Source organism: Priestia sp. YIM B13486 (assembly GCF_042787865.1).
Taxonomy (GTDB): Bacteria; Bacillota; Bacilli; order Bacillales; family Bacillaceae_H; genus Priestia; species Priestia megaterium.
Genome location: NZ_JBHZOZ010000005.1, coordinates 43416 through 63488 on the forward strand (window position 1 = coordinate 43416; position 20073 = coordinate 63488).

A 20073-nucleotide genomic window follows, 5' to 3' on the forward strand; every position below is an offset into this window, starting at 1 on the left:
AACCTCCCATTTTATTGGGGCTTGCGAATGAAAAATCCTCATTCAAATGAATGAGGATTTTTTTATTAACTCGTTGTGACTTCAGCTTCTACAAATACACCTTTGCGGTCAATTTGTAAAACATCTATTTCGCAGTTCGGCAGTAAAGCATACATATGTTCGGCAATCGCTTTGCCTTTTCCTTTTGGTGCTAAACATAATACACTCGGACCGGCTCCACTTAGTGACACACCGTATGCGCCGAGAGCTTTTGCTTCTTTTCGCACAAGAGAAAGCTCTGGCACGAGTCTCATACGATAAGGTTCGTGATATAAATCTTTCTCCATAAATTCGCCTACCAGAGATAAATCTTTATTTAAAAGGGCTGCTACTAGCATGTTCCCGATTGCCCCAGCTTCTACTGCGTGGCGATAATTAATATCCAAAGGCAGCACATCACGAGCATCGGTTGTTTTTAATTCATATTCTGGAATGGCCATCACGATATCGACATCAAATTCAGGTATTTGAGCAATATATGTTTCATTTTCATGATGGTAACCAACAACGATGCCGCCGTAAATAGACGGGCTGACGTTATCAGGATGTCCTTCCATTAAGCTGCTGATGCGAAGCTTTTCTCTTTTTGATAAACGCAAGTCACACAGTACATTAGCCAGCTCGATTCCAGCTACGATAGCCGATGCGCTGCTTCCAAGTCCCCTTGCTAATGGAATGTTGCTCCAAACAGAGACCTTCGCACTTGGAAGGTCAATGTTAAATTGACGAGCCACGTCTTGTGCCACTTCATACATTAAGTTATCTGTACCTGTAGGAATACTTTGCACTTCTTTCGTTTCAGGGATAAAAATCCATTCCTCATGACACTCTACTGTTAATCTTAAGTAGCGAGATAAAGCCACTCCAATGGAATCAAATCCTGGCCCTAAATTAGCAGAGCTAGCTGGGACCGTAATGACAAAACGCTCATTTTCTAGCATGAAGCAACGACACCTTGGATATACTCAAATACCTTTTCTTCATCATTTGGTAAAACCACTGGCTTTACGTTATGAGCATCGATTGCTACGTTTGGATCTTTTAATCCGTTACCTGTTAGTACAGCTACAACCGTTGAACCTTTTGCAATTTTACCAGAAGCTACATCTTTAAACACCCCAGCTATTGAAGCGCAAGAACCTGGCTCTGCAAATACACCTTCTTTGCGTGCAATTGTACGATATGCTTCTAAGATTTGTTCATCTGTTACTTCATCAATTTTCCCGTTTGATTCTTTTGCTGCGTTTACAGCATAATCCCAGCTTGCTGGATTTCCGATTCGAATAGCCGTTGCAATTGTTTCTGGATTTTCGATAACTTGATTACGCACGATCGCCGCTGCACCTTCTGCTTCAAACCCGTGCATGTGAGGAAGAGACGTTTGGTGACGCTCACTGTATTCTTTGAAGCCTTTCCAGTAAGCTGTAATATTTCCTGCATTCCCCACTGGGATAGCTAAAACGTCAGGCGCTTTTCCAAGCTGTTCACAAATCTCGAAAGAAGCTGTTTTTTGCCCTTCAATACGGTATGGGTTTACAGAGTTTACAAGTGCAACCGGTGATGTTTCACTCAGCTTACGAACCATAGAAAGTGCTTGGTCAAAGTTTCCTTCAATTGCTACAATTTCTGCACCATACATAACAGCTTGAGCTAATTTCCCCATCGCAATTTTTCCATTTGGAATAACAACGATACAGCGCATGCCAGCGCGTGATGCATAAGCTGCTGCAGCTGCGGATGTGTTACCTGTAGATGCACAAATAACCGTACTGCTTCCTTCTTCTTTGGCTTTTGCTACAGCCATTACCATTCCGCGGTCTTTAAATGACCCCGTTGGATTTAACCCTTCTACTTTCACATGTAAATCAATGCCTAGCTCTTTTGATAAATGAGCAAGATGAATTAAAGGTGTATTTCCTTCATGTAGTGTAAGCATAGGCGTTTTCTCTGTTACAGGTAAAAACTCTTTATATTCAGCTAATAGACCTTTCCACATCATACTGTGCCAACTCCCTCTACGCGGTAACTGCTTTTTACATTTTCTACAATTGGTAAATCCCGAAGCTGCTGAAGGATTTCCTCATAATCTTTTTGAGATGTTTTGTGTGTAACAACAACAATCTCAGCTAATTCGCTTCCTTTCACAGGAAGTTGAATAATTTTTTCGAAGCTCACGCCACGCTCTGAAAATAGCGTTGTTAATTTTGCAAATGCTCCAACTTGATCTTTAACATGAATACGTAAGAAATGCTTCGAGAACATTTCATCTTCTGCTTTTAACTGTTTTGGATACTGAGGCGTTACCGCACTTTTACCATTCACACCTAAACGCATGTTTTTCATAACACCTACCAAATCTGATACGACAGCAGTGGCAGTTGGCAGGCTTCCTGCCCCCGGTCCATAAAACATCGTTTCTCCAACAGCTTCTCCGTATACATATACAGCATTGTACTCATCGCTTACTGAAGCAAGAGGATGTGTGTCTGCTAAAAGAGTTGGCTGAACACTCACTTCTACATTGTCGCCGTCACGATGTGCATATCCAATCAGTTTCATCGTATAGCCTAATTGTTTACTATATTGCAAGTCTTCTTCCGTTACTTCTGTAATACCTTGAACACGAACATCGTCCAAGTCAATTTTCATTGAAAATCCTAGTGTAGCCAAGATTGCCATTTTGCGAGCAGCATCTAAACCACCTACGTCAGAAGTTGGATCCGCTTCAGCATATCCTAAATCCTGCGCTTCTTTTAACACTTCATCATAAGCGCTTCCTTCTTTTGTCATTTTCGTTAAAATGAAGTTTGTTGTACCATTTACAATTCCCATCATTTTGGTAATACGATCAGATGCTAATCCATCTGCTAATCCACGAAGAATTGGAATACCGCCTGCTACACTTGCTTCATAAAATAAATCACAGTTATTTTCAGAAGCTACTGTTAACAATTCTGAGCCGTAAACTGCCATCAAATCTTTGTTTGCCGTTACAACATGCTTTTTATTACGAAGGGCTGTTAAGATATAGTCTCTTGTTTCTTCAACGCCACCCATTACTTCAATGACAACGTCAATCTCCGCGTTATGTAAAACGTCTTCAACATTCGTTGTTAATTTATCTTCGCTGATTTCCACGTCACGTTTCTTATCAATATCTTTAACTACTACTTTTTTAACTTCTACAGGACACCCGACTTGATGACTTAATTTATCCTGATGATTTTCAATAATTTTGACTACTCCGCTTCCTACCGTTCCTAACCCTAATAATCCTACTGAAATACTTTTTGTCATATTCCTCACCTCTGTGTTCTTTCTACGTATACATTTGTTCTCTTATAGAGGACATTATAGACCTTATTTTTCTTTTTTACAAGGTTTAATTGCCATCTTTTCTCGTAAACTCGTTAAAAAAATTGGTATATAAAGATAAATGTAAATTTTTAAAATATTTCATTTTATTATCATAACATGGCTCCCACTGTTTTTTAACAAAAAAAAGACAATTTCACGGAAATGAAATTGCCTTTTTCTGTTATGATTTTTTCGCAAACGCTTCTTTATTTACAATTGTAATAGGAGACTCGTTTGTAAGTACTGCTTTAATGTTTTTAACACATAAAGAAATCATTTCCGTGCGCGTTTCGATACTCGCACTGCCGATATGAGGAAGAGCTACAACATTAGGCAACTGAAGAAGAGGGTGAGAAGCAGAAATAGGCTCTTGATCGAATACATCCAAGCCAGCTCCAGCAATTTCACCGGATTGAACCGCATGTAACAATGCTTGCTCATCAACCACTGCTCCTCTTGAAGCATTAATAAAAATCGCAGTTGTTTTCATTTGTTCAAATGCTGAAACATTAAATAAATGTTTGGTTTCGTCCGTTAACGGTGTCAAACAAACAACAAAATCAGATCGTTCAAGCAGCTCATTTAACTCACAGTAAACTGCATTGAGCTTTTTTTCTGCTTGAAGGTTGCGGCTTCGATTGTGGTACAAGATTTCCATATCAAAACCTGTAGCACGTTTCGCAAGCGTCTCTCCAATTTTCCCCATTCCAACAATACCTAATGTTTTATGATGAATATCTCTACCCGCTAACAAAAATGGACTCCAGCTTTTCCACTGATTTTCTTTCACATATCCAGCAGCTTCTACTAAACGTCTAGCTACACTCATTAATAAACCAAACGTTAAATCTGCTGTTGTATCAGATAAAACATCGGGGGTATTAGAAACGATAATTCCTCGTTCAGTTGCCGTTTCTACATCAATATTATCGAATCCGACCGCCAAGTTAGCTACAAGCTTTAAATGAGGAGCTTGCGTAAGCAATTCACTGTCAATACGATCTGAAAGCATTGTTAATAGAGCATGTGCGCGCTTAGCTTTTTCACAAAGCAGCTCATGAGGGACTGCCTCATCTTCTTTATCCCACATTTCCACATTCGCTACTGCCTTTAAAGGTTCGATTAATTCATTCGGTATTTTTCTCGTAATAAATACAAACGGCTTGTCCATATGTACGCCACCTCTTTATCCTTTTTAAACTGCATGCACAAAAACAAAATAGAAAAACAGGTTTGGATTATCCAACACCTATTTTTCTATTTTATCATATTCTATAGTAATCGCTTTTTAATGAATCCATGTTAATTCAGGAATGTGATAACGAGACGTTGAAATACCCACCGACTGGTAAAAGCGCTTCAGAAAAGCTTCGTAGTGAGAAGAATGAGCTAATACTCCTTCCAGCTTCTCATAATACTTTTGTTTTTGCCTCTCATCTTGTACACTGTAATACCCTTCAATGACCTCAAAATAATGAACGGGAAAAAGAAGTCTAGCATATAACAGTCTCCATGAAAAAGAAGAAAGCGGATTTACCTTTTCATATTCACTTAAAAACTGATGCATGTGCCTTTCATCGACAGCGTATGTTAATAAATATTGTTCCCTTATATATTCAGCTATATCTCTGCTCGGATGATCGAAGACCCAATCTGCTGGGAGCTTGTAAACGTAGTCTTCCCCCCATGTTTTTTGCCCGAACCGATGATGACAAATCGTCGCAGCGTCAACTGAACGAGGCAAATCGTCAATTTCCGTGTCTACTAGGTATTGAATAGCATTTTCCGTTAATCCTAGGTAATAAGGAAAAGTTTCTAAAAAACGTTTTTCCATCTCTTGATTAGGCAAAGCACGTAATCTTCCATACCAAAATTGCTCCATCTGGTCGAGACGCTTCTCCCACATGGACTTCCATTGCCCTAGCCGGTTTGCTTTTTCCACTTCATAAGGAAACAGTCTCCCTTTTTGATGAAAAACAGCTAGCTCGTGCCCAGGTGAAAAGTTGGGGTTTTTCTCTTCCGCAAGACAGCGGCAAATGATAAATTTTTCAGTTTCAGTTTCTGTAATCATTTCACCATTCAAATTAGGCATAAATGTTGCCACATGGCGATCACCTTGGCCCATCAGAAATTGACTCATTTGATATAGTTCATTTAACTCGTCTTGTTCCATTTGTTTTACATTAATGATTGTATATAAAATATCTCGATACTGAAAACCTTCAAATTTACCTACGGGCATAAATTCATTTGGACGTAATCCGTAATGCTCATAAATGGTTTGTATCATTTTAATCCCTCTCTTCATTCATTCAAGAAATTATATGATGGAAAACAACATTACTTGTCATAATATTTACGGAGGAATGAATAGATTAGAAATACACCATTTATAGTTATTTACTCCGGGTTAGTAGTATGAAACAACTTTAGACTTAAAAATATATAGAAAACAGGTGATGATACTTGGAGAAAAAACATACACAAAGTGAGTTAGAAAAAAAAGCAAGAGAATGGTTAATAGAACGCGGCGTGGCTCTTACAGACATTGCTGAACTGGTCTATTACTTGCAAAAAAAGTATCACCCAAACTTAACAATCGAAGACTGTTTATATAACGTTGAGCGCGTCATTTCTAAACGAGAAGTTCAAAATGCTATTTTAACGGGTATTCAACTAGACGTCCTCACAGAAAAAAAAGTGATTGAGCCGCCTCTGTTGGATATTCTTGAGAAAGACGAAGGTTTATACGGTATCGACGAGATTTTAGCATTATCGATTGTAAATGTGTACGGATCAATCGGCTTTACCAATTACGGGTATATTGATAAACAAAAGCCGGGTATTCTAGAACGATTAAACGATAAATCGACTGGAGAGTGCCACACTTTCTTAGATGATTTAGTAGGCGCAATTGCCGCCGCTGCTTCTAGCCGGTTAGCGCATCGGGCTGCCAGTCAAGAATAGGTTAAAAAACAAAAAAAGCTGTCAATTGACAGCTTTTTAAATTCGCTCCATCCACTCTTTTAGTGAATCTACCGTATATGTTGGCTTTTTCTCATATCCTTCTAGTAACTCTCTTGTTGTTACACCTGTATGGACTAATAATGTATCTAAGCCTGCATTCATCCCTGCTAAAATATCTGTATCATAGTAATCACCAATCATGATTGTTTCTTCTTTTGGCGTACCGATGACTTCAAGGGCTTGCTCCATAATAATACTTTCTGGTTTGCCAATAAATACTGGATTTTTTTGAGTAGAAACCGTAATAACAGACGTGATAGATCCATTACCAGGCAGTAAGCCTCTTTCAGTAGGAATCGCAATATCTCCGTTCGTTGAAACAAAAAAGGCGCCGTTTCGAACGTTTAAACATGCTTTTGCTAATTTTTCATATGTAATTTCTTGATCTAAACCAACAACTACAAAATCCGTATCTTCCTCTTCAATGGTAAATCCTTTTTCAAGCAACGCATGTCGGATTCCTTCTCCACCAATTACATAAGCTGAAGCGTTTGCTTTGCGTTCGTGTAAATAATTAGCTGTTGCCTGGCTCGTTGTAAAAACTTGCTCTTCTGTTGCAGGAATGCCAAATGCCTCTAGCTTTTCAGCTACTTTATCAGGCGTTTTTGTGGAGTTGTTTGTTACAAATAAATAAGGAATTCCTTTTTCCTTTAATTTAATAACAAAATCACGCGCCTCGGCAATTAGCTCTGTTCCTTTGTACATTGTTCCGTCTAAATCAATCAAATATCCTTTATATTCCTTCATGTTATGTGATCTCCTTTCAAGTCTCATACTTGAAATCATAGCTTATTTTTTATACAACTACAACTTGCTTGCCTTTAGTTACGAAAAGCAGACACAGGTCCTAACTCTGTCTCTAGATATGTCCTTACGCGCTCTGAAAATGCTGCCAGTACGTCTTTATGCTGCATCACTTTTTGATAAATATCCTGATGATTAACATCCACATATTCTTGAACAACGCTTTTACGCAATTGAACGATCTCTTTTAATGGCGTTTCTTCCTCTTTTTTAACCACTTTCTCGTCAACTAAAATGTCAATGATATCGTCGTAACTGCCTGGATCTCTCATAATAAACCCATCAATCATTGCATTTCCTACATCTAAAACGTTTTCAATTAAAAGGTGTACAATTCTCTCTAATGCTTTTTTCTCTATTTCTGTGTTCCAGCTCGAATGCTCAGCAAACAAGCGAACATGTTCATCAAAAAAAACAAGCGTGGCTTCTATTTTTTCACGATCTACAAAGTACATATTATTTCCTCCCTAGTTGTCAGCTCTCTATAAATCTTTTTTCATAAACAAACGGGGTTCCTGTTCTATTTTATCATGACCCATTATCCATTTGATAAATTCATTTTTGTTTTTGACCTTATTTGATATGATACACATACAACCTATGAAAGGAGTATACCTATGAGCGAACGCTTTTATCTATATGACGATGTTGTATCTACAAAGACCCGGTTTGTCAGCTTTATGGGCGAAAATCAACGATTTGATTTAGCTATTATCCAAACCGACCGTTATTATGGCAAACAAGTTGTTCTTGATATTCAAGGAGGACGCTTTGCCATCATTGGACAAGATGACCTTGAAGAACCAAACTATCTTGAAGAAGTATTTAAATTAAACAGTGAAGACGGTCAGGAACTTCGCGAATTTTTATATGAAATCATCTAAAAAAAAAGGCAGCGTGAAGGACAATTAGTGTCTTCGGCTTGCCTTTTTTTACTTATGGACTTTTTTTAAGACAAAATACGCACAGCCAAAATTACAATATTCATGTAAATAGTCTTGAAGCGTACTAATCTTCGTATCATACGTTGCCTTTTGATTTCGGTCATCAAAAAAGCCTCGCAGTCGAAGCTGATTGTATCCCCAATCTCCCACAATATAGTCATAGCGGCTCAGCACATCAATAAAGCGACCTCTAAATGCCTCTTCATTAAATGCCTCACGCTCATCTTTTAATACTTCATAACAAATATTATTGATACAGACCATTGCTCACACCTCTTCTCTTAAAATTTACCATACCATAATTATGATGATGAAACCATCAATTAACATGAAATTTTTCACGTATAAGCAGCACTCTAATCCTGTAGGAGTTTTATCGGTATACCTACTGATCTTTTATGCTCCACATGAAGGTTCGCCGGTTTACCTGGCGTACGATATTTAACTACAGGAGGTGGAAATGGTGAAGAAATCTATTCTTGGAATCGCTTTGATAACAAGTATTTTAACCATTGGCTGTCAAAATAAAAACACAGCTGAAAATGAAAATTTATCACCAAACAACCCAGATGCCATTAATGTAAACGAGCCTAATCATTATTATAATCCAAATAATAATAGCGGCACAAATTATGGATATGTCCGATACACTAAAAACACAAATGAGCAAAATTCCAATATGAACCAAGTAGGAACATTTAATCGAGAAGAAGCAGCCGACAATATTAGTAAACTGAGCACCGCTATACCAAATATTAAGCAAGCCGCTACGCTAGTAACCGATAAAGATGTACTTGTTGCTTATAAAACAGATGCTAAAAATCGGAATAACGCAGCCGATCAGGTAAAACGTACAGCTATGTCTGTAGTTCCTCGGTATTATCATGTGTACGTCTCAGATAATCCGAAACAGATGGACCAAATCGAAAATATCAGTGAAATGAATACGCAAACGAATGATGCTAGAAAACGAATCGATGCCGTTATTCAACAAATGCTGAAATCTCCCCAAGGGCGTAACATGAACGGCGGAGAAGATGCAAATGGAAGAGAAAAAAACGAATTGAATGAACCGATGACGGACAAAGATATGGTGGAATAAACAAAAAAGGTGATGAGCATATCATCACCTTTTTTACCTTATTTACTTTCTTGTGCTTTGTTTTTTGCAGCAGCGTTAACTTGCTCATCTGCATGGTAAGAAGAACGTACAAGAGGACCTGCTTCGACATGGCTGAATCCTTTTGATAATGCAATTTCTTTTAGCTCTTCAAACTCATTTGGATGGTAATATTTTTGAACTTTTATGTGCTTTTTAGTTGGCTGTAGATATTGGCCTAGCGTCATAATATCTACATTGTTCGCACGCAAATCATCCATCGTTTCAATAATTTCTTCTTTTGTTTCTCCTAGACCAAGCATGATACTTGATTTTGTAGGGATATCCGGCTGCATTTCTTTTGCACGGCGAAGGAACTCAAGAGAACGCTCATATTTAGCACGAGCACGAACACGAGGCGTAAGGCTGCGTACTGTTTCAATATTATGGTTTAAAATATCAGGACGTGCGTCCATTACAATACGTAAGTTCTCTTCTACACCGCCCATATCAGAAGGCAATACTTCAATTGTTGTGAATGGATTTTTACGACGAATCGCACGAATTGTTTCAGCTAATACGCTTGCTCCTCCGTCTTTTAAATCATCGCGAGCTACTACTGTAATAACCGCATGTTTTAAGTTCATTAGCTGAACAGAATCCGCTACGCGTTCTGGCTCTTCTAAATCTAATTCTGTTGGTAAACCTGTCTTAACCGCGCAAAAACGACAGGCACGTGTACATACTTCTCCCAAAATCATAAAAGTTGCCGTACGACGAACAGCCCAACACTCATGAATATTCGGACATCTTGCTTCTTCACAAACTGTATGAAGGTTTTTTTCACGCATCATTTTCTTTAAGCCTGTGTAATTTTCGTTTGTGTTTAGCTTAATCTTCAGCCACTCGGGTTTGCGGACATGCTCTTCTTTTGTTGCCATATTATCAACTCCACCAATCTAGAAAATGTCTATAACCTATATGCTTAATTTTAACTACATATTAAAAACATAACTATATGTCACTTTATCATAAAAAAGTGAGATTCGACAAGTTGTCTGCTCTTTATTTTCCTGAGTTTTCTTCTATTTTCCATCCGAATGTGTGCGTTTTCATCCTCCGTATAATTTCCATTTATCTTCTGAATAAAATTCTTTAAAAAAGTTTTGGAGCGATTTCCATTAATTAATATTTATGAAATCTTTTTTCTCGCTGCAAACTAGTGTTACACACTATTTTTAGAAAGGGGGAAACACGATGCGCAAAACGATTATCTTACTTTTTATGTTCATGTCTATATTCACAGGATGGCACCACGTAACAGCTGAATCTTCAGCAGATCAAGAAAAAATGCTTATTCAAAAGAGATTAGAGCTATATAAACAAATGGAAGCCGCTACTACAATTCCTTGGTATTACTTTGCTGGGATTGATCAGTATGAACGAAATATTCGACGCTCTCATAAAGATATTCCAAGAGAAAAAGGTGCGATCGCCATTTATTATCCTCCAGAAAAATGGTCAGGTTCTCTAAATCCAAATTTGGAAGATACAAACCCACTCACTATTTCTCTCCTCGGGGGAATAGGTAAAGATGGGAATGGAGACAAAAAAGCAGACCAATTTAATGATGAAGATATGCTTTTTACCATGGCAGATTATATTCGGACGTTCGGGGTATCCGAAGACTATATTAAAATTGCGCTTTGGAACTATTATCACCGGGCTAAAGCGGTTGATATTATTTTAGGGAATGCTAAAATTTTTCGCCATTACGGTCGCATTGATTTAAAAGGTTCTTCATTTCCTGTGCCTCTCCGTGCGAACTACAGTTATCGCAGTACATGGGGAGATGCGCGCGGCTGGGGTGGAAAACGAATCCATGAAGGAACAGACATTTTTGCAGATTACGGAGTTCCAGTAAAATCCCCTTGCTATGGCATTATTGAGCTTAAAGGATGGAATAAATATGGAGGCTGGCGAATCGGTATTCGTGACCTTCATAATAACTATCATTATTTAGCCCATTTAAGCGGGTTTGCAAAAAATTTAAAAGTAGGGCAAATTGTAGAACCAGGAACACTCATTGGCGGAGTAGGAAGTTCCGGTTATGGACCTCCTGGAACTTCTGGGAAATTCCCTCCTCACTTGCATTATGGAATGTATAAAGATAACGGCAAAAATGAGTGGTCGTTTGACCCATATCCTCAGTTAAGAACGTGGGAAAGAAATGATCGTTTAGAACTAAAGAAAAAATAAAAAAACAGGAAGCCGACGCTTCCTGTTTTTTTATCCTGACGCTTTGCTTTCTTTTGCTTTTTTCACAGCATGAGCAATACTCGCGGCCAAGCCGCCCCATATGATGACCATTCCTACAACCATCATTGTAATTGAACTTCCATCCATTATTTAGAAACCCCCTTCTCTTTAACTGACAAACGGATCGTCCCATCTTTCCATCGTGCAAAAGAGAAAACAATTCCTAAAATAACAGCCAGAGCTGCCACGCCCCAACCAAAAGGACCTACAAAAGTCGTTGCATACTGCTCGTAATTTTCCGAAATATTTTTCCGGAAGTTATCAAACATCATATACCCAAGTACAAGTGGTGTAACGACTCCTAAACATATCTTCCACCATGATCCGATTCGGATATCAGAGACTTCATTTGCATGCTGCTGAAGGCTGCTCAACTTTTTAAATACCCAAGCAACTAATACAACTTCTACTAAGCCTGCTAAAGCAACTCCGAAGTTATTAATGAAATAGTCGACCACATCTAAGAAATAAAGTCCGCCTTGTGTTGCAAATAACAGCGAGCAAATTGAAGCGATTCCTCCGCCTATTAATACAGATTTTGTACGTGAGATAGTAAATTTATCTTGAATGCCTGCTACAAAGGTTTCAATAATTGAAATAAGCGACGTTAATCCTGCTAATGTTAAGGAAGCAAAGAATAACATTCCAAACAGCTGTTTAAAGGCCGGAAATTCATTAATAATTTGCGGGAAAACAACAAAGGCTAGTCCTACCCCTCCCTGAACCACCTTATCGATTGGGATACCTTGCTGAGTAGCCATAAAACCAAGTGCGCTAAACACACCGATTCCTGCTAGTAATTCAAAAGCGGAATTACCGAATCCAGTAATAAACGCATTATTAGTTAAATCAGATTTTTTTGGAAGGTAACTGGAATAAGTGATCATAATAGCAAAACCAACAGATAAACTAAAGAAAATCTGACCATATGCCGCAATCCAAACCTTTCCATCTCCAATTGCGCTCCAGTTTGGTTTAAAGAAAGCGTGCAGACCTTCCATTGCTCCGTCCAATGTTACTGCTCGAATAACGATGATTAAAAATAGAACAATTAGTGTTGGTAAAAAGATTTTGTTTGCCGCTTCAATTCCTTTTTTGATTCCTTTTAATAACACACCTAACGTGACAATCCATACAAGTACAAGCGGAATTAAAACATGTAATACGATGCTTCCTGTTTGTCCTGGTGCTTCAGCTAACTTTAAGTAATCTCCATATAGAAACGCTTCCGTATCCTTTCCCCAGCTTAACTTAAATGAAAAGATAAAATACGACATCGCCCACGCGATAATGACGGAATAGTAAACTGAAATAAAAAAGGAAATAGCTACTTGCCACCAGCCTAGCCACTCAGCCTTTGGACTTAGTCTCGCTAATGATAAAGGAGAAGAACCTTTATATTTATGACCTATAGCAAACTCCATGATTAAAATAGGAATTCCTGCCGTCAACAAAGCAAATAAATAGGGAAGAAAAAATGCTCCTCCTCCGTTTTCATATGCAGTAGCTGGAAACCTCCATATATTCCCTAGTCCAATTGCTGAACCTGCTGCTGCTAAAATAAACCCTGCTCTTGATCCCCACTGCGGCCTATTTTCCACTGTAATTCCCCCTCTTGTTCTCTCCCTACTCTCTTTTTATCGTAGATCAGCGAGAATTTTTATAATTTTTAGATTATTCTTTCTATAACTTCCTATCTCAAATTATAGAAGGGAGAAGATAGTATGTCAAAATATTTTTTATAGAAAATTCAGACAAATGTTCTAATGAATAAAAGCAAGTATGAAAGTCTTTTTGAACTTCCGCACCTGCTTTTTTAATAATACTTTATCACGTTAATATAATATTGTTAATTTTTCTTCGGAAGTTCAATCGCCGGAGAAGACGAGTTTCCACCGTTAAAATAGTCAGGAACGTTTCCAGGAATAACGGTGCCTCCGACCGGGATTGTAGCCGTAACGGTTGTTTTTTTAGTTGCAAATGGGATAATGATTTGCATGTTTACTTTTACTTTGATAGATACTTCAAGAAACGCATTATTTATTCCATACTCTTCGATTTTTCGCACTACGTCTGTTTGAACGTCACCAATAGCATGAAATTTAACCGGAATCAGCGGACCTAGATTTCCAAGCAGCGCATTATTAGTCGCTTGCCCAAGCGGAACTTGGTATACAATTCCTTGATTCCGCAACTTTTCACTTTTTTCAATACGAATATCTGTTGGAAGTTCAAGTGCATCTAAATTCCCTTTCTCTGCTTCTTTTAAGTTAGCCTGGACAAATGACGTAGTTTGAGCTCTGACCCGATTTACAAGCGCTGTGTCAATTTTGGCTACTTGACCGTTAGGTGTGGATTCCACTTTAATGACATCTACGTCCAGTTGATCAAGTACCTGTTTATTCACCGCTTTATTAATAACTAAAGTTGCAATCTCTTTTGTTTGTGCTTCAGCATATTTCATTAACGTCGGTTCAATCCCTCTATTAATTAGCCATAATCCTACCCCTGTGGAAAGCATAAAAAAAAGAAAGGTGAGCAACAGAACGTAACGAAAAGGAAGCGGGCCTTTTCTTGTTAATTTCCGACGAAGTTTAACCAAAAAAAATCCCTCCTTACAAGCTATATGTATGCATGTATAAGGAGGTTCACGCTTCTTTTAAAAAGTTTTATCTTAAATTTTCCACTATATTAAAGCATTTTCAATAAAGCATCTTTACCAATTGTCCCTTTAAAAATCCCTCTTTTTTCAGCTTCAAGCGTTACAGATTCAAGAGGCGCTTCAAGAAGCTGCTCAATTGTACGTACACCTACAGCTCTTCCAGCTATTATTTGACGATCAGCTAATTTATCATTTAATAGACCTACGTCTAGTGCTCCGCACATAATGTACCCTTTATCTGATGAGATTGTTAACAGAGTTGTTTTTGGCAGCAATACGGTAACTGCATTAAACGTATGACCTTCAATTACGATAGGCGCTAAGGTAATCATAGTAACTCACTCCTTTCTTAATCAATTTATGATTTTGAAAGAAAAAAGTGAGGTTTTACATATACTTTTCTACCTATTTGACGTTTATATTCCTTCTTCCTTATTTATATAAACTTTTATAGGACTCAGTTCTAAAATTCATTAAAAAAATCTAATTGTTTAGGAGCTAAATTCTCATATTCAATATTTAATAAACTCATGAGCTGTTTGGCATTATGTACAGCATCTCCGCCCGAGTTATTATTAAATAACAGGTAAATGTCCTTCGTTTGTTTTTGTAGCTTTTCAAGCCGTTCTTTCCACTCTAGGAGCTCTTTTTCATTGTAACGATACAAAAACCTTACTGCTCGCCAATTGCCTTCTGCGGGCTTATTCCAACCGTGTACGTTTCGTCCGTGAAAACGGATAAGTGTTTTCTGTTTATCTGTAGCATGAATCACAATAGGAATAGAGCCTTCTCCTGCCTGCGGTTCATCACAAATACCGTGAATCCACTTCTCTTGTTCCATAAACGTCAGCGTTTTATCGTAGAAAAATGGCTTAAACCAAGATTGATTTCGAAACTCAAGCGCTACTGGCAAATCGCCAAACTTCTCGCGGCTATATCTCAAATAGGCTACATTTTCTTTTGTACAGTCAAACCAGGGCGGCATTTGAAATAAAATCATACCAAGCTTATTCGATGTTACGTAAGGCTTCACTGATTCTAAAAACGCATGAAACATTTCTTCTTTGCTATCGAACGGATTTCCTTCTCCCATATGGCCTGTCATACCTTGATAGGCTTTTACCACAAAACGAAAAGATTCCGGTGTATCGTTCACCCATTTTTCTACATTTGATGTTGGTTGAATTGCATAAAAAGATGAATCGACTTCAACAATTGGAAAATGGCCTGCATATACGGCAAGCTTGTCTCTTGATGAAACCCCCGCTTCATATAATGAATCATGATCTCCCCAGCCTGTAACTCCAATATAAATCATGCCACTCCTCCTCTATGTTCTTAGCTTCGCTTTTCTTTATTTTAATACAAACGATACAAAAAAACTCGTTTGCATAAACAGCAAACGAGTTTTGATCTATTATTAACCGATTGAACCTTCCATTTCAAATTTGATTAGACGGTTCATTTCTACTGCATATTCCATTGGAAGCTCTTTTGTAAATGGCTCAATAAAGCCCATTACAATCATTTCTGTTGCTTCTTCTTCAGAAATACCGCGGCTCATTAGATAGAATAATTGTTCTTCAGATACTTTCGATACCTTCGCTTCATGCTCAAGTGAGATGTTGTCATTTAAAATCTCATTGTACGGAATTGTATCAGAAGTTGATTGATTATCCATAATCAGCGTATCACACTCAATGTTCGCACGTGCACCTTCTGCTTTACGGCCGAAGTGTACGATACCGCGGTATGTTACTTTACCGCCTTGTTTTGAAATTGATTTTGATACGATCGTTGAAGATGTGTTCGGTGCTAAGTGAATCATTTTTGCACCAGCATCTTGGTGCTGTCCTTTACCAGCAAGGGCAATAGATAATGTCATACCACGTGCACCTTCACCTTTTAAGATAACAGCTGGATATTTCATTGTTAACTTAGAACCGATGTTTCCATCAATCCATTCCATTGTTGCGTTTGCTTCACAAACCGCGCGTTTTGTTACAAGGTTGTATACGTTGTTCGCCCAGTTTTGAATTGTTGTATAGCGGCAATACGCATCTTTTTTGATGATGATCTCTACAACGGCACTGTGAAGAGAGTTTGTTGTATAAACAGGTGCTGTACAGCCCTCTACATAGTGAACGTGTGAGCCTTCATCAGCAATAATTAACGTACGCTCAAACTGTCCCATATTTTCAGAGTTAATACGGAAATAAGCTTGTAATGGTGTATCTACTTTTACACCTTTTGGTACGTAAATGAATGATCCACCAGACCAAACCGCCGAGTTAAGTGCAGAGAATTTGTTATCCGTTGGCGGGATAACTTTTCCAAAATGCTCACGGAAAATATCTTCGTTTTCTTTTAGCGCCGTATCCGTATCTTTAAATACGATACCTTGTGCTTCAAGATCTTCTTTCATATTGTGATAAACAACTTCAGATTCGTACTGAGCTGATACACCCGCAAGATACTTTTGCTCTGCTTCAGGAATACCTAGTTTATCAAACGTTTGTTTAATTTCTTCAGGAACTTCATCCCAAGAGCGTTCAGACTTCTCAGATGGTTTTACGTAGTACGTAATTTCATCAAAGTCTAAGCTTGCCATGTCTCCGCCCCACTGTGGCATTGGCATGTTGTAGAAGTGCTCTAGAGATTTCAAACGGAAGTCAAGCATCCATTGTGGTTCCTCTTTCATACGAGAAATTTCTTCTACGATTTCTTTCGTTAAACCGCGTTTTGAGCGGAAAATTGATACGTCTTTATCGGAAAATCCATATTTATAATCGCCGATTTCTGGCATTTTTTTAGCCATCTTTTATTACCCCCTACTTGATAGGATTGGGAATGAATGAAGGTCTTATTTTTGTTCGTTAAGACCTTTTTCCATCGCTTTCCACGCTAGTGTTGCACATTTAATACGCGCAGGAAATTTTGCTACACCTTGAAGTGCTTCAATATCTCCTAAATCTATACTATCATCATACTCTTTACCTTGCATCATGTCAGAGAAGATATGGGCCATTTTAAACGCTTTGTCTACTTCTTGACCTTTAATTGCTTGTGTCATCATTGAAGCTGATGACATTGAAATTGAACATCCTTCGCCTTCGAACTTTGCATCCACCACTTTGCCGTCCTCTACTTTTAAAGAAAGTTCAATGCGGTCTCCACACGTCGGGTTATTCATATGAATGTTCACAGTATCTTCATTCAACGTTCCACGATTACGCGGATTTTTATAATGGTCCATAATTACTTGACGATAGAGAGTATCTAAATTATTAAAAGCCATTTGTAAAATACTCCTTCGTTTTTATTAATGATGACACCAATTTATCTACTTCTTCTTCCGTGTTATACAAATAGAAGCTTGCACGTGCAGTAGAAGATACGTTTAAATATTTCATCAGCGGCTGCGCACAGTGATGACCTGCACGAATCGCAATTCCATCAGCGTCTACTACTGTTGCAACGTCGTGCGGATGCACATCTTCAATATTAAACGTCACAACACCCGCTCGCTCTTTCGGTCCGTAAATCGTAATTCCATCTACTTGCGATAAGCGATCCAGTGCATACTGCGCTAACTTGTGCTCATGTGCTTGAATATTATCTAAACCAACTTCTTCTAAGAAATCAATCGCTGCACCTAAACCAATTGCACCTGCAATGATTGGCGTACCTCCTTCAAATTTCCAAGGAAGCTCTTTCCACGTTGATTCGTATAGGTTTACGAAGTCAATCATTTCGCCACCAAACTCGATTGGTTCCATTTTTTCAAGAAGCTCTTTCTTTCCATAAAGAGCGCCAATTCCAGTCGGTCCGCCCATTTTATGTCCAGAGAAAGCAAAGAAATCACAGTCTAAATCTTGTACATCCACCTTCATATGAGGCGTACTTTGCGCACCATCCACAACCATTACTGCACCGTTAGCATGTGCAATTTCTGCAATCTCTTTTACTGGGTTAATCGTGCCCAATACGTTAGATACTTGCATAATCGATACAATTTTGGTGTTGGATGTAATCGTGCTTTTTACCTCTTCTAGTGAAAGTGCATGATCTTCTGTTAATGAAATATATTTTAACGTTGCACCTGTTTCCTTGGCAACTTGCTGCCAAGGAATGATGTTGCTGTGATGCTCCATATAAGTAATCACAATTTCATCACCAGGTTTGAGATTAGCACGGCCATAGCTTGCAGCTACTGTATTAAGAGCTGTCGTTGTACCGCGCGTAAAGATAATCTCTTCCGTTGATTTTGCATTAATAAACTTACGAACCTTTTCACGAGCGCCTTCGTATCCGTCTGTTGCTCTTGTACCAAGCGTGTGAACACCTCGGTGTACGTTTGAGTTATATTCTTTATAATACTTCTCAATTGCTTCAATTACAGCAAGCGGCTTTTGTGAAGTTGCTGCACTGTCTAAATAAACGAGCGGGCTGCCATTTACCTCTTGGTCTAAAATAGGAAATTGTTTACGAATATCAGAGATATTCATTATCGAACTTTCCTTTCAATTAAATCTGTTAATTGCTTTTTAACCGTTTCGATTGGCAACTCGTTTACAACTGGTGCTAAGAACCCGTGGATAACTAGACGTTCTGCTTCTGTTTGCGGAATACCGCGGCTCATTAAGTAGTAAAGCTGAATTGGATCTACGCGTCCAACAGATGCAGCGTGTCCTGCTGTTACATCGTCTTCATCAATTAGAAGAATTGGGTTTGCGTCTCCACGTGCTTTTTCACTTAACATTAACACACGAGATTCTTGCTCAGCGTTTGATTTAGACGCACCGTGTTCAATTTTACCGATACCGTTAAAGATTGAAGACGCGCTTTCTTTCATAACGCCGTGTTTTAAAATGTAGCCTTCAGAATGTTTTCCAAAATGTACGATACTTGTTGTTAAGTTTTGAGACTGTTCTCCACGTCCAACTGTTACCGTTTTTGTATCTCCATATGAACCGTCGCCCATTAGATACGTTGTATTTTCTGAAACTGTATTTCCTTCACTCATTAAGCCTAAAGCCCACTCAATGCGACCATCTTTGCCCGCTACGCCGCGGCGGTTCACATAAGTAGTTGTGCCTTTAGCTAAGTAGTCAACAGCCCCAAATGTTACTTTTGCATTGCTGTTAGCAAATACTTCCGTCACAATATTGACAACACCTTTTGACTCTTCAGCAGTAGCAATGTAGTTTTCTACATATGTTACTGAGCTGTTGTCTTCAGCTACAACAATCACATGGTTGAATAAAGCAGCTTCTTCATCTTCACGGACAAATACAGCTTGAAGCGGCTCTTGTACTTCTACATTTTTAGGAACGTACACGAATACACCGCCGTTTAATAACGCTGCGTTTAATGCAGTTAAACGGTGCTCATCTACTTTAACTCCGTCTTTCATGAAGTACTTCTCGACAAGGTCGCTATGCTCTTTAGCAGCTGTTTGAATATCTGTAAAGATAACGCCTTGAGACTTTAGCTCTTCTGTTAATGTTGAATATGCAGCTGTTTGGTCACGCTGAACATATAGATTTTTAACAGCTTCTGTATCAATCAATGCTTTAACCACTTCTGGAAGCTCGTCTACAGATGAGATTGTGCTTGCCTGTGAAGTGTGCTTGTCAAATGCAGTAAAGTTCCATTTCGAAATGTTTGTTTTATCTGGCTTTGGAAGTGCAAGATCTTCTGCTTTCGCAAGAGCTTGTAAGCGAAGATCTAGCAGCCAACTTGGTTCATTAGCTTCTTTTGAAAAGCTGCTGATGTACTCTTGATCAAATGGTAATTTCGTATCAATAGTCATAGAGATC

The 20073-nt window shown here is 38.4% G+C and carries 22 protein-coding genes; 4 read left to right on the plus strand and 18 right to left on the minus strand.

Annotation, left to right across the window (positions count from 1 at the left end; genetic code table 11):
- Window positions 1–65: 65 nt before the first annotated feature.
- From thrB to yutH, 5 genes are all read right to left on the minus strand, one after another.
- Window positions 66–980 carry a homoserine kinase gene (gene thrB / locus ACFX4G_RS14925; protein ID WP_377575496.1) on the minus strand — a complete coding sequence of 305 codons (915 nt, stop codon included), beginning with the start codon at window positions 978–980 and terminating at the stop codon, window positions 66–68.
- Complete coding sequence (thrC, locus tag ACFX4G_RS14930) at window positions 974–2035, minus strand: threonine synthase (RefSeq protein ID WP_377575725.1); 1062 nt, start codon at window positions 2033–2035, stop codon at window positions 974–976. Before thrC ends, thrB begins: the two co-directional genes overlap by 7 nt.
- Complete coding sequence (locus ACFX4G_RS14935; protein WP_013059628.1) at window positions 2035–3336, minus strand: homoserine dehydrogenase; 1302 nt, start codon at window positions 3334–3336, stop codon at window positions 2035–2037. Before ACFX4G_RS14935 ends, thrC begins: the two co-directional genes overlap by 1 nt.
- 241 nt (window positions 3337–3577) lie before the next feature.
- Window positions 3578–4567, minus strand: coding sequence for a 2-hydroxyacid dehydrogenase (locus ACFX4G_RS14940; protein WP_377575499.1), 990 nt, complete (start codon window positions 4565–4567; stop codon window positions 3578–3580).
- A 117-nt stretch (window positions 4568–4684) separates the two neighbouring features.
- Window positions 4685–5686, minus strand: a complete 1002-nt coding sequence (gene yutH, locus ACFX4G_RS14945) for a spore coat putative kinase YutH (RefSeq protein ID WP_013059630.1) — start codon at window positions 5684–5686, stop codon at window positions 4685–4687.
- A 176-nt stretch (window positions 5687–5862) separates the two neighbouring features.
- On the opposite strand from yutH, the gene ACFX4G_RS14950 reads away from it, so the two are divergent.
- The gene (locus ACFX4G_RS14950) at window positions 5863–6363 is read left to right on the plus strand and encodes a phosphatidylglycerophosphatase A family protein (protein WP_013059631.1); all 501 of its coding nucleotides are present in this window, start codon (window positions 5863–5865) and stop codon (window positions 6361–6363) included.
- Window positions 6364–6399: 36 nt separating this feature from the next.
- Here the strand turns inward: ACFX4G_RS14950 and ACFX4G_RS14955 are convergent, their stop codons facing one another.
- Both ACFX4G_RS14955 and ACFX4G_RS14960 read right to left on the minus strand, forming a co-directional pair.
- Complete coding sequence (locus ACFX4G_RS14955) at window positions 6400–7170, minus strand: TIGR01457 family HAD-type hydrolase (protein WP_097824856.1); 771 nt, start codon at window positions 7168–7170, stop codon at window positions 6400–6402.
- A gap of 74 nt (window positions 7171–7244) precedes the next feature.
- Window positions 7245–7682 carry a DUF86 domain-containing protein gene (locus ACFX4G_RS14960; RefSeq protein WP_043977243.1) on the minus strand — a complete coding sequence of 146 codons (438 nt, stop codon included), beginning with the start codon at window positions 7680–7682 and terminating at the stop codon, window positions 7245–7247.
- A 162-nt stretch (window positions 7683–7844) separates the two neighbouring features.
- Between ACFX4G_RS14960 and ACFX4G_RS14965 the strand changes: the two genes are divergently transcribed.
- Window positions 7845–8111 (plus strand): DUF3055 domain-containing protein, encoded by a 267-nt coding sequence (locus ACFX4G_RS14965; protein ID WP_013059634.1) that lies wholly within the window; start codon window positions 7845–7847, stop codon window positions 8109–8111.
- A 48-nt stretch (window positions 8112–8159) separates the two neighbouring features.
- Here the strand turns inward: ACFX4G_RS14965 and ACFX4G_RS14970 are convergent, their stop codons facing one another.
- The gene (locus ACFX4G_RS14970) at window positions 8160–8435 is read right to left on the minus strand and encodes a YutD family protein (RefSeq protein ID WP_013059635.1); all 276 of its coding nucleotides are present in this window, start codon (window positions 8433–8435) and stop codon (window positions 8160–8162) included.
- A gap of 196 nt (window positions 8436–8631) precedes the next feature.
- Here ACFX4G_RS14970 and ACFX4G_RS14975 point away from each other — a divergent pair, with 196 nt between their 5' ends.
- On the plus strand, window positions 8632–9273 hold the full coding sequence (locus ACFX4G_RS14975; protein WP_097824857.1) for a YhcN/YlaJ family sporulation lipoprotein: 642 nt from the start codon (window positions 8632–8634) through the stop codon (window positions 9271–9273).
- A gap of 38 nt (window positions 9274–9311) precedes the next feature.
- Here ACFX4G_RS14975 and lipA read toward each other — a convergent pair whose 3' ends face one another.
- Window positions 9312–10211, minus strand: coding sequence for a lipoyl synthase (gene lipA / locus ACFX4G_RS14980; RefSeq protein WP_013059637.1), 900 nt, complete (start codon window positions 10209–10211; stop codon window positions 9312–9314).
- 316 nt (window positions 10212–10527) lie between these two features.
- Between lipA and ACFX4G_RS14985 the strand changes: the two genes are divergently transcribed.
- The gene (locus ACFX4G_RS14985; RefSeq protein WP_097824858.1) at window positions 10528–11529 is read left to right on the plus strand and encodes a M23 family metallopeptidase; all 1002 of its coding nucleotides are present in this window, start codon (window positions 10528–10530) and stop codon (window positions 11527–11529) included.
- A gap of 30 nt (window positions 11530–11559) precedes the next feature.
- Here ACFX4G_RS14985 and ACFX4G_RS14990 read toward each other — a convergent pair whose 3' ends face one another.
- The 9 genes from ACFX4G_RS14990 to sufD all read right to left on the minus strand — a co-directional run bounded on the left by ACFX4G_RS14990 (window position 11560) and on the right by sufD (window position 20066).
- On the minus strand, window positions 11560–11676 hold the full coding sequence (locus ACFX4G_RS14990) for a methionine/alanine import family NSS transporter small subunit (protein ID WP_016765823.1): 117 nt from the start codon (window positions 11674–11676) through the stop codon (window positions 11560–11562).
- Complete coding sequence (locus tag ACFX4G_RS14995; RefSeq protein WP_045291599.1) at window positions 11676–13190, minus strand: sodium-dependent transporter; 1515 nt, start codon at window positions 13188–13190, stop codon at window positions 11676–11678. Before ACFX4G_RS14995 ends, ACFX4G_RS14990 begins: the two co-directional genes overlap by 1 nt.
- Window positions 13191–13438: 248 nt before the next feature.
- On the minus strand, window positions 13439–14191 hold the full coding sequence (gene yunB / locus ACFX4G_RS15000) for a sporulation protein YunB (RefSeq protein WP_013085335.1): 753 nt from the start codon (window positions 14189–14191) through the stop codon (window positions 13439–13441).
- Between the two features lie 89 nt (window positions 14192–14280).
- Entirely contained in the window at window positions 14281–14583 is a 303-nt protein-coding gene (locus ACFX4G_RS15005) for a YunC family protein (protein ID WP_013059641.1), read from the minus strand.
- A 131-nt stretch (window positions 14584–14714) separates the two neighbouring features.
- Window positions 14715–15569, minus strand: a complete 855-nt coding sequence (locus ACFX4G_RS15010) for a DUF72 domain-containing protein (RefSeq protein WP_377575504.1) — start codon at window positions 15567–15569, stop codon at window positions 14715–14717.
- Between the two features lie 102 nt (window positions 15570–15671).
- Complete coding sequence (gene sufB / locus ACFX4G_RS15015; RefSeq protein ID WP_013059643.1) at window positions 15672–17069, minus strand: Fe-S cluster assembly protein SufB; 1398 nt, start codon at window positions 17067–17069, stop codon at window positions 15672–15674.
- A 45-nt stretch (window positions 17070–17114) separates the two neighbouring features.
- The gene (gene sufU, locus ACFX4G_RS15020; protein WP_013085338.1) at window positions 17115–17549 is read right to left on the minus strand and encodes a Fe-S cluster assembly sulfur transfer protein SufU; all 435 of its coding nucleotides are present in this window, start codon (window positions 17547–17549) and stop codon (window positions 17115–17117) included.
- Window positions 17539–18759 carry a cysteine desulfurase gene (locus ACFX4G_RS15025; RefSeq protein ID WP_013059645.1) on the minus strand — a complete coding sequence of 407 codons (1221 nt, stop codon included), beginning with the start codon at window positions 18757–18759 and terminating at the stop codon, window positions 17539–17541. Before ACFX4G_RS15025 ends, sufU begins: the two co-directional genes overlap by 11 nt.
- Window positions 18759–20066, minus strand: a complete 1308-nt coding sequence (sufD, locus tag ACFX4G_RS15030) for a Fe-S cluster assembly protein SufD (protein WP_043977250.1) — start codon at window positions 20064–20066, stop codon at window positions 18759–18761. The genes ACFX4G_RS15025 and sufD overlap by 1 nt, the downstream gene beginning before the upstream one ends.
- Window positions 20067–20073 lie beyond the last annotated feature (7 nt).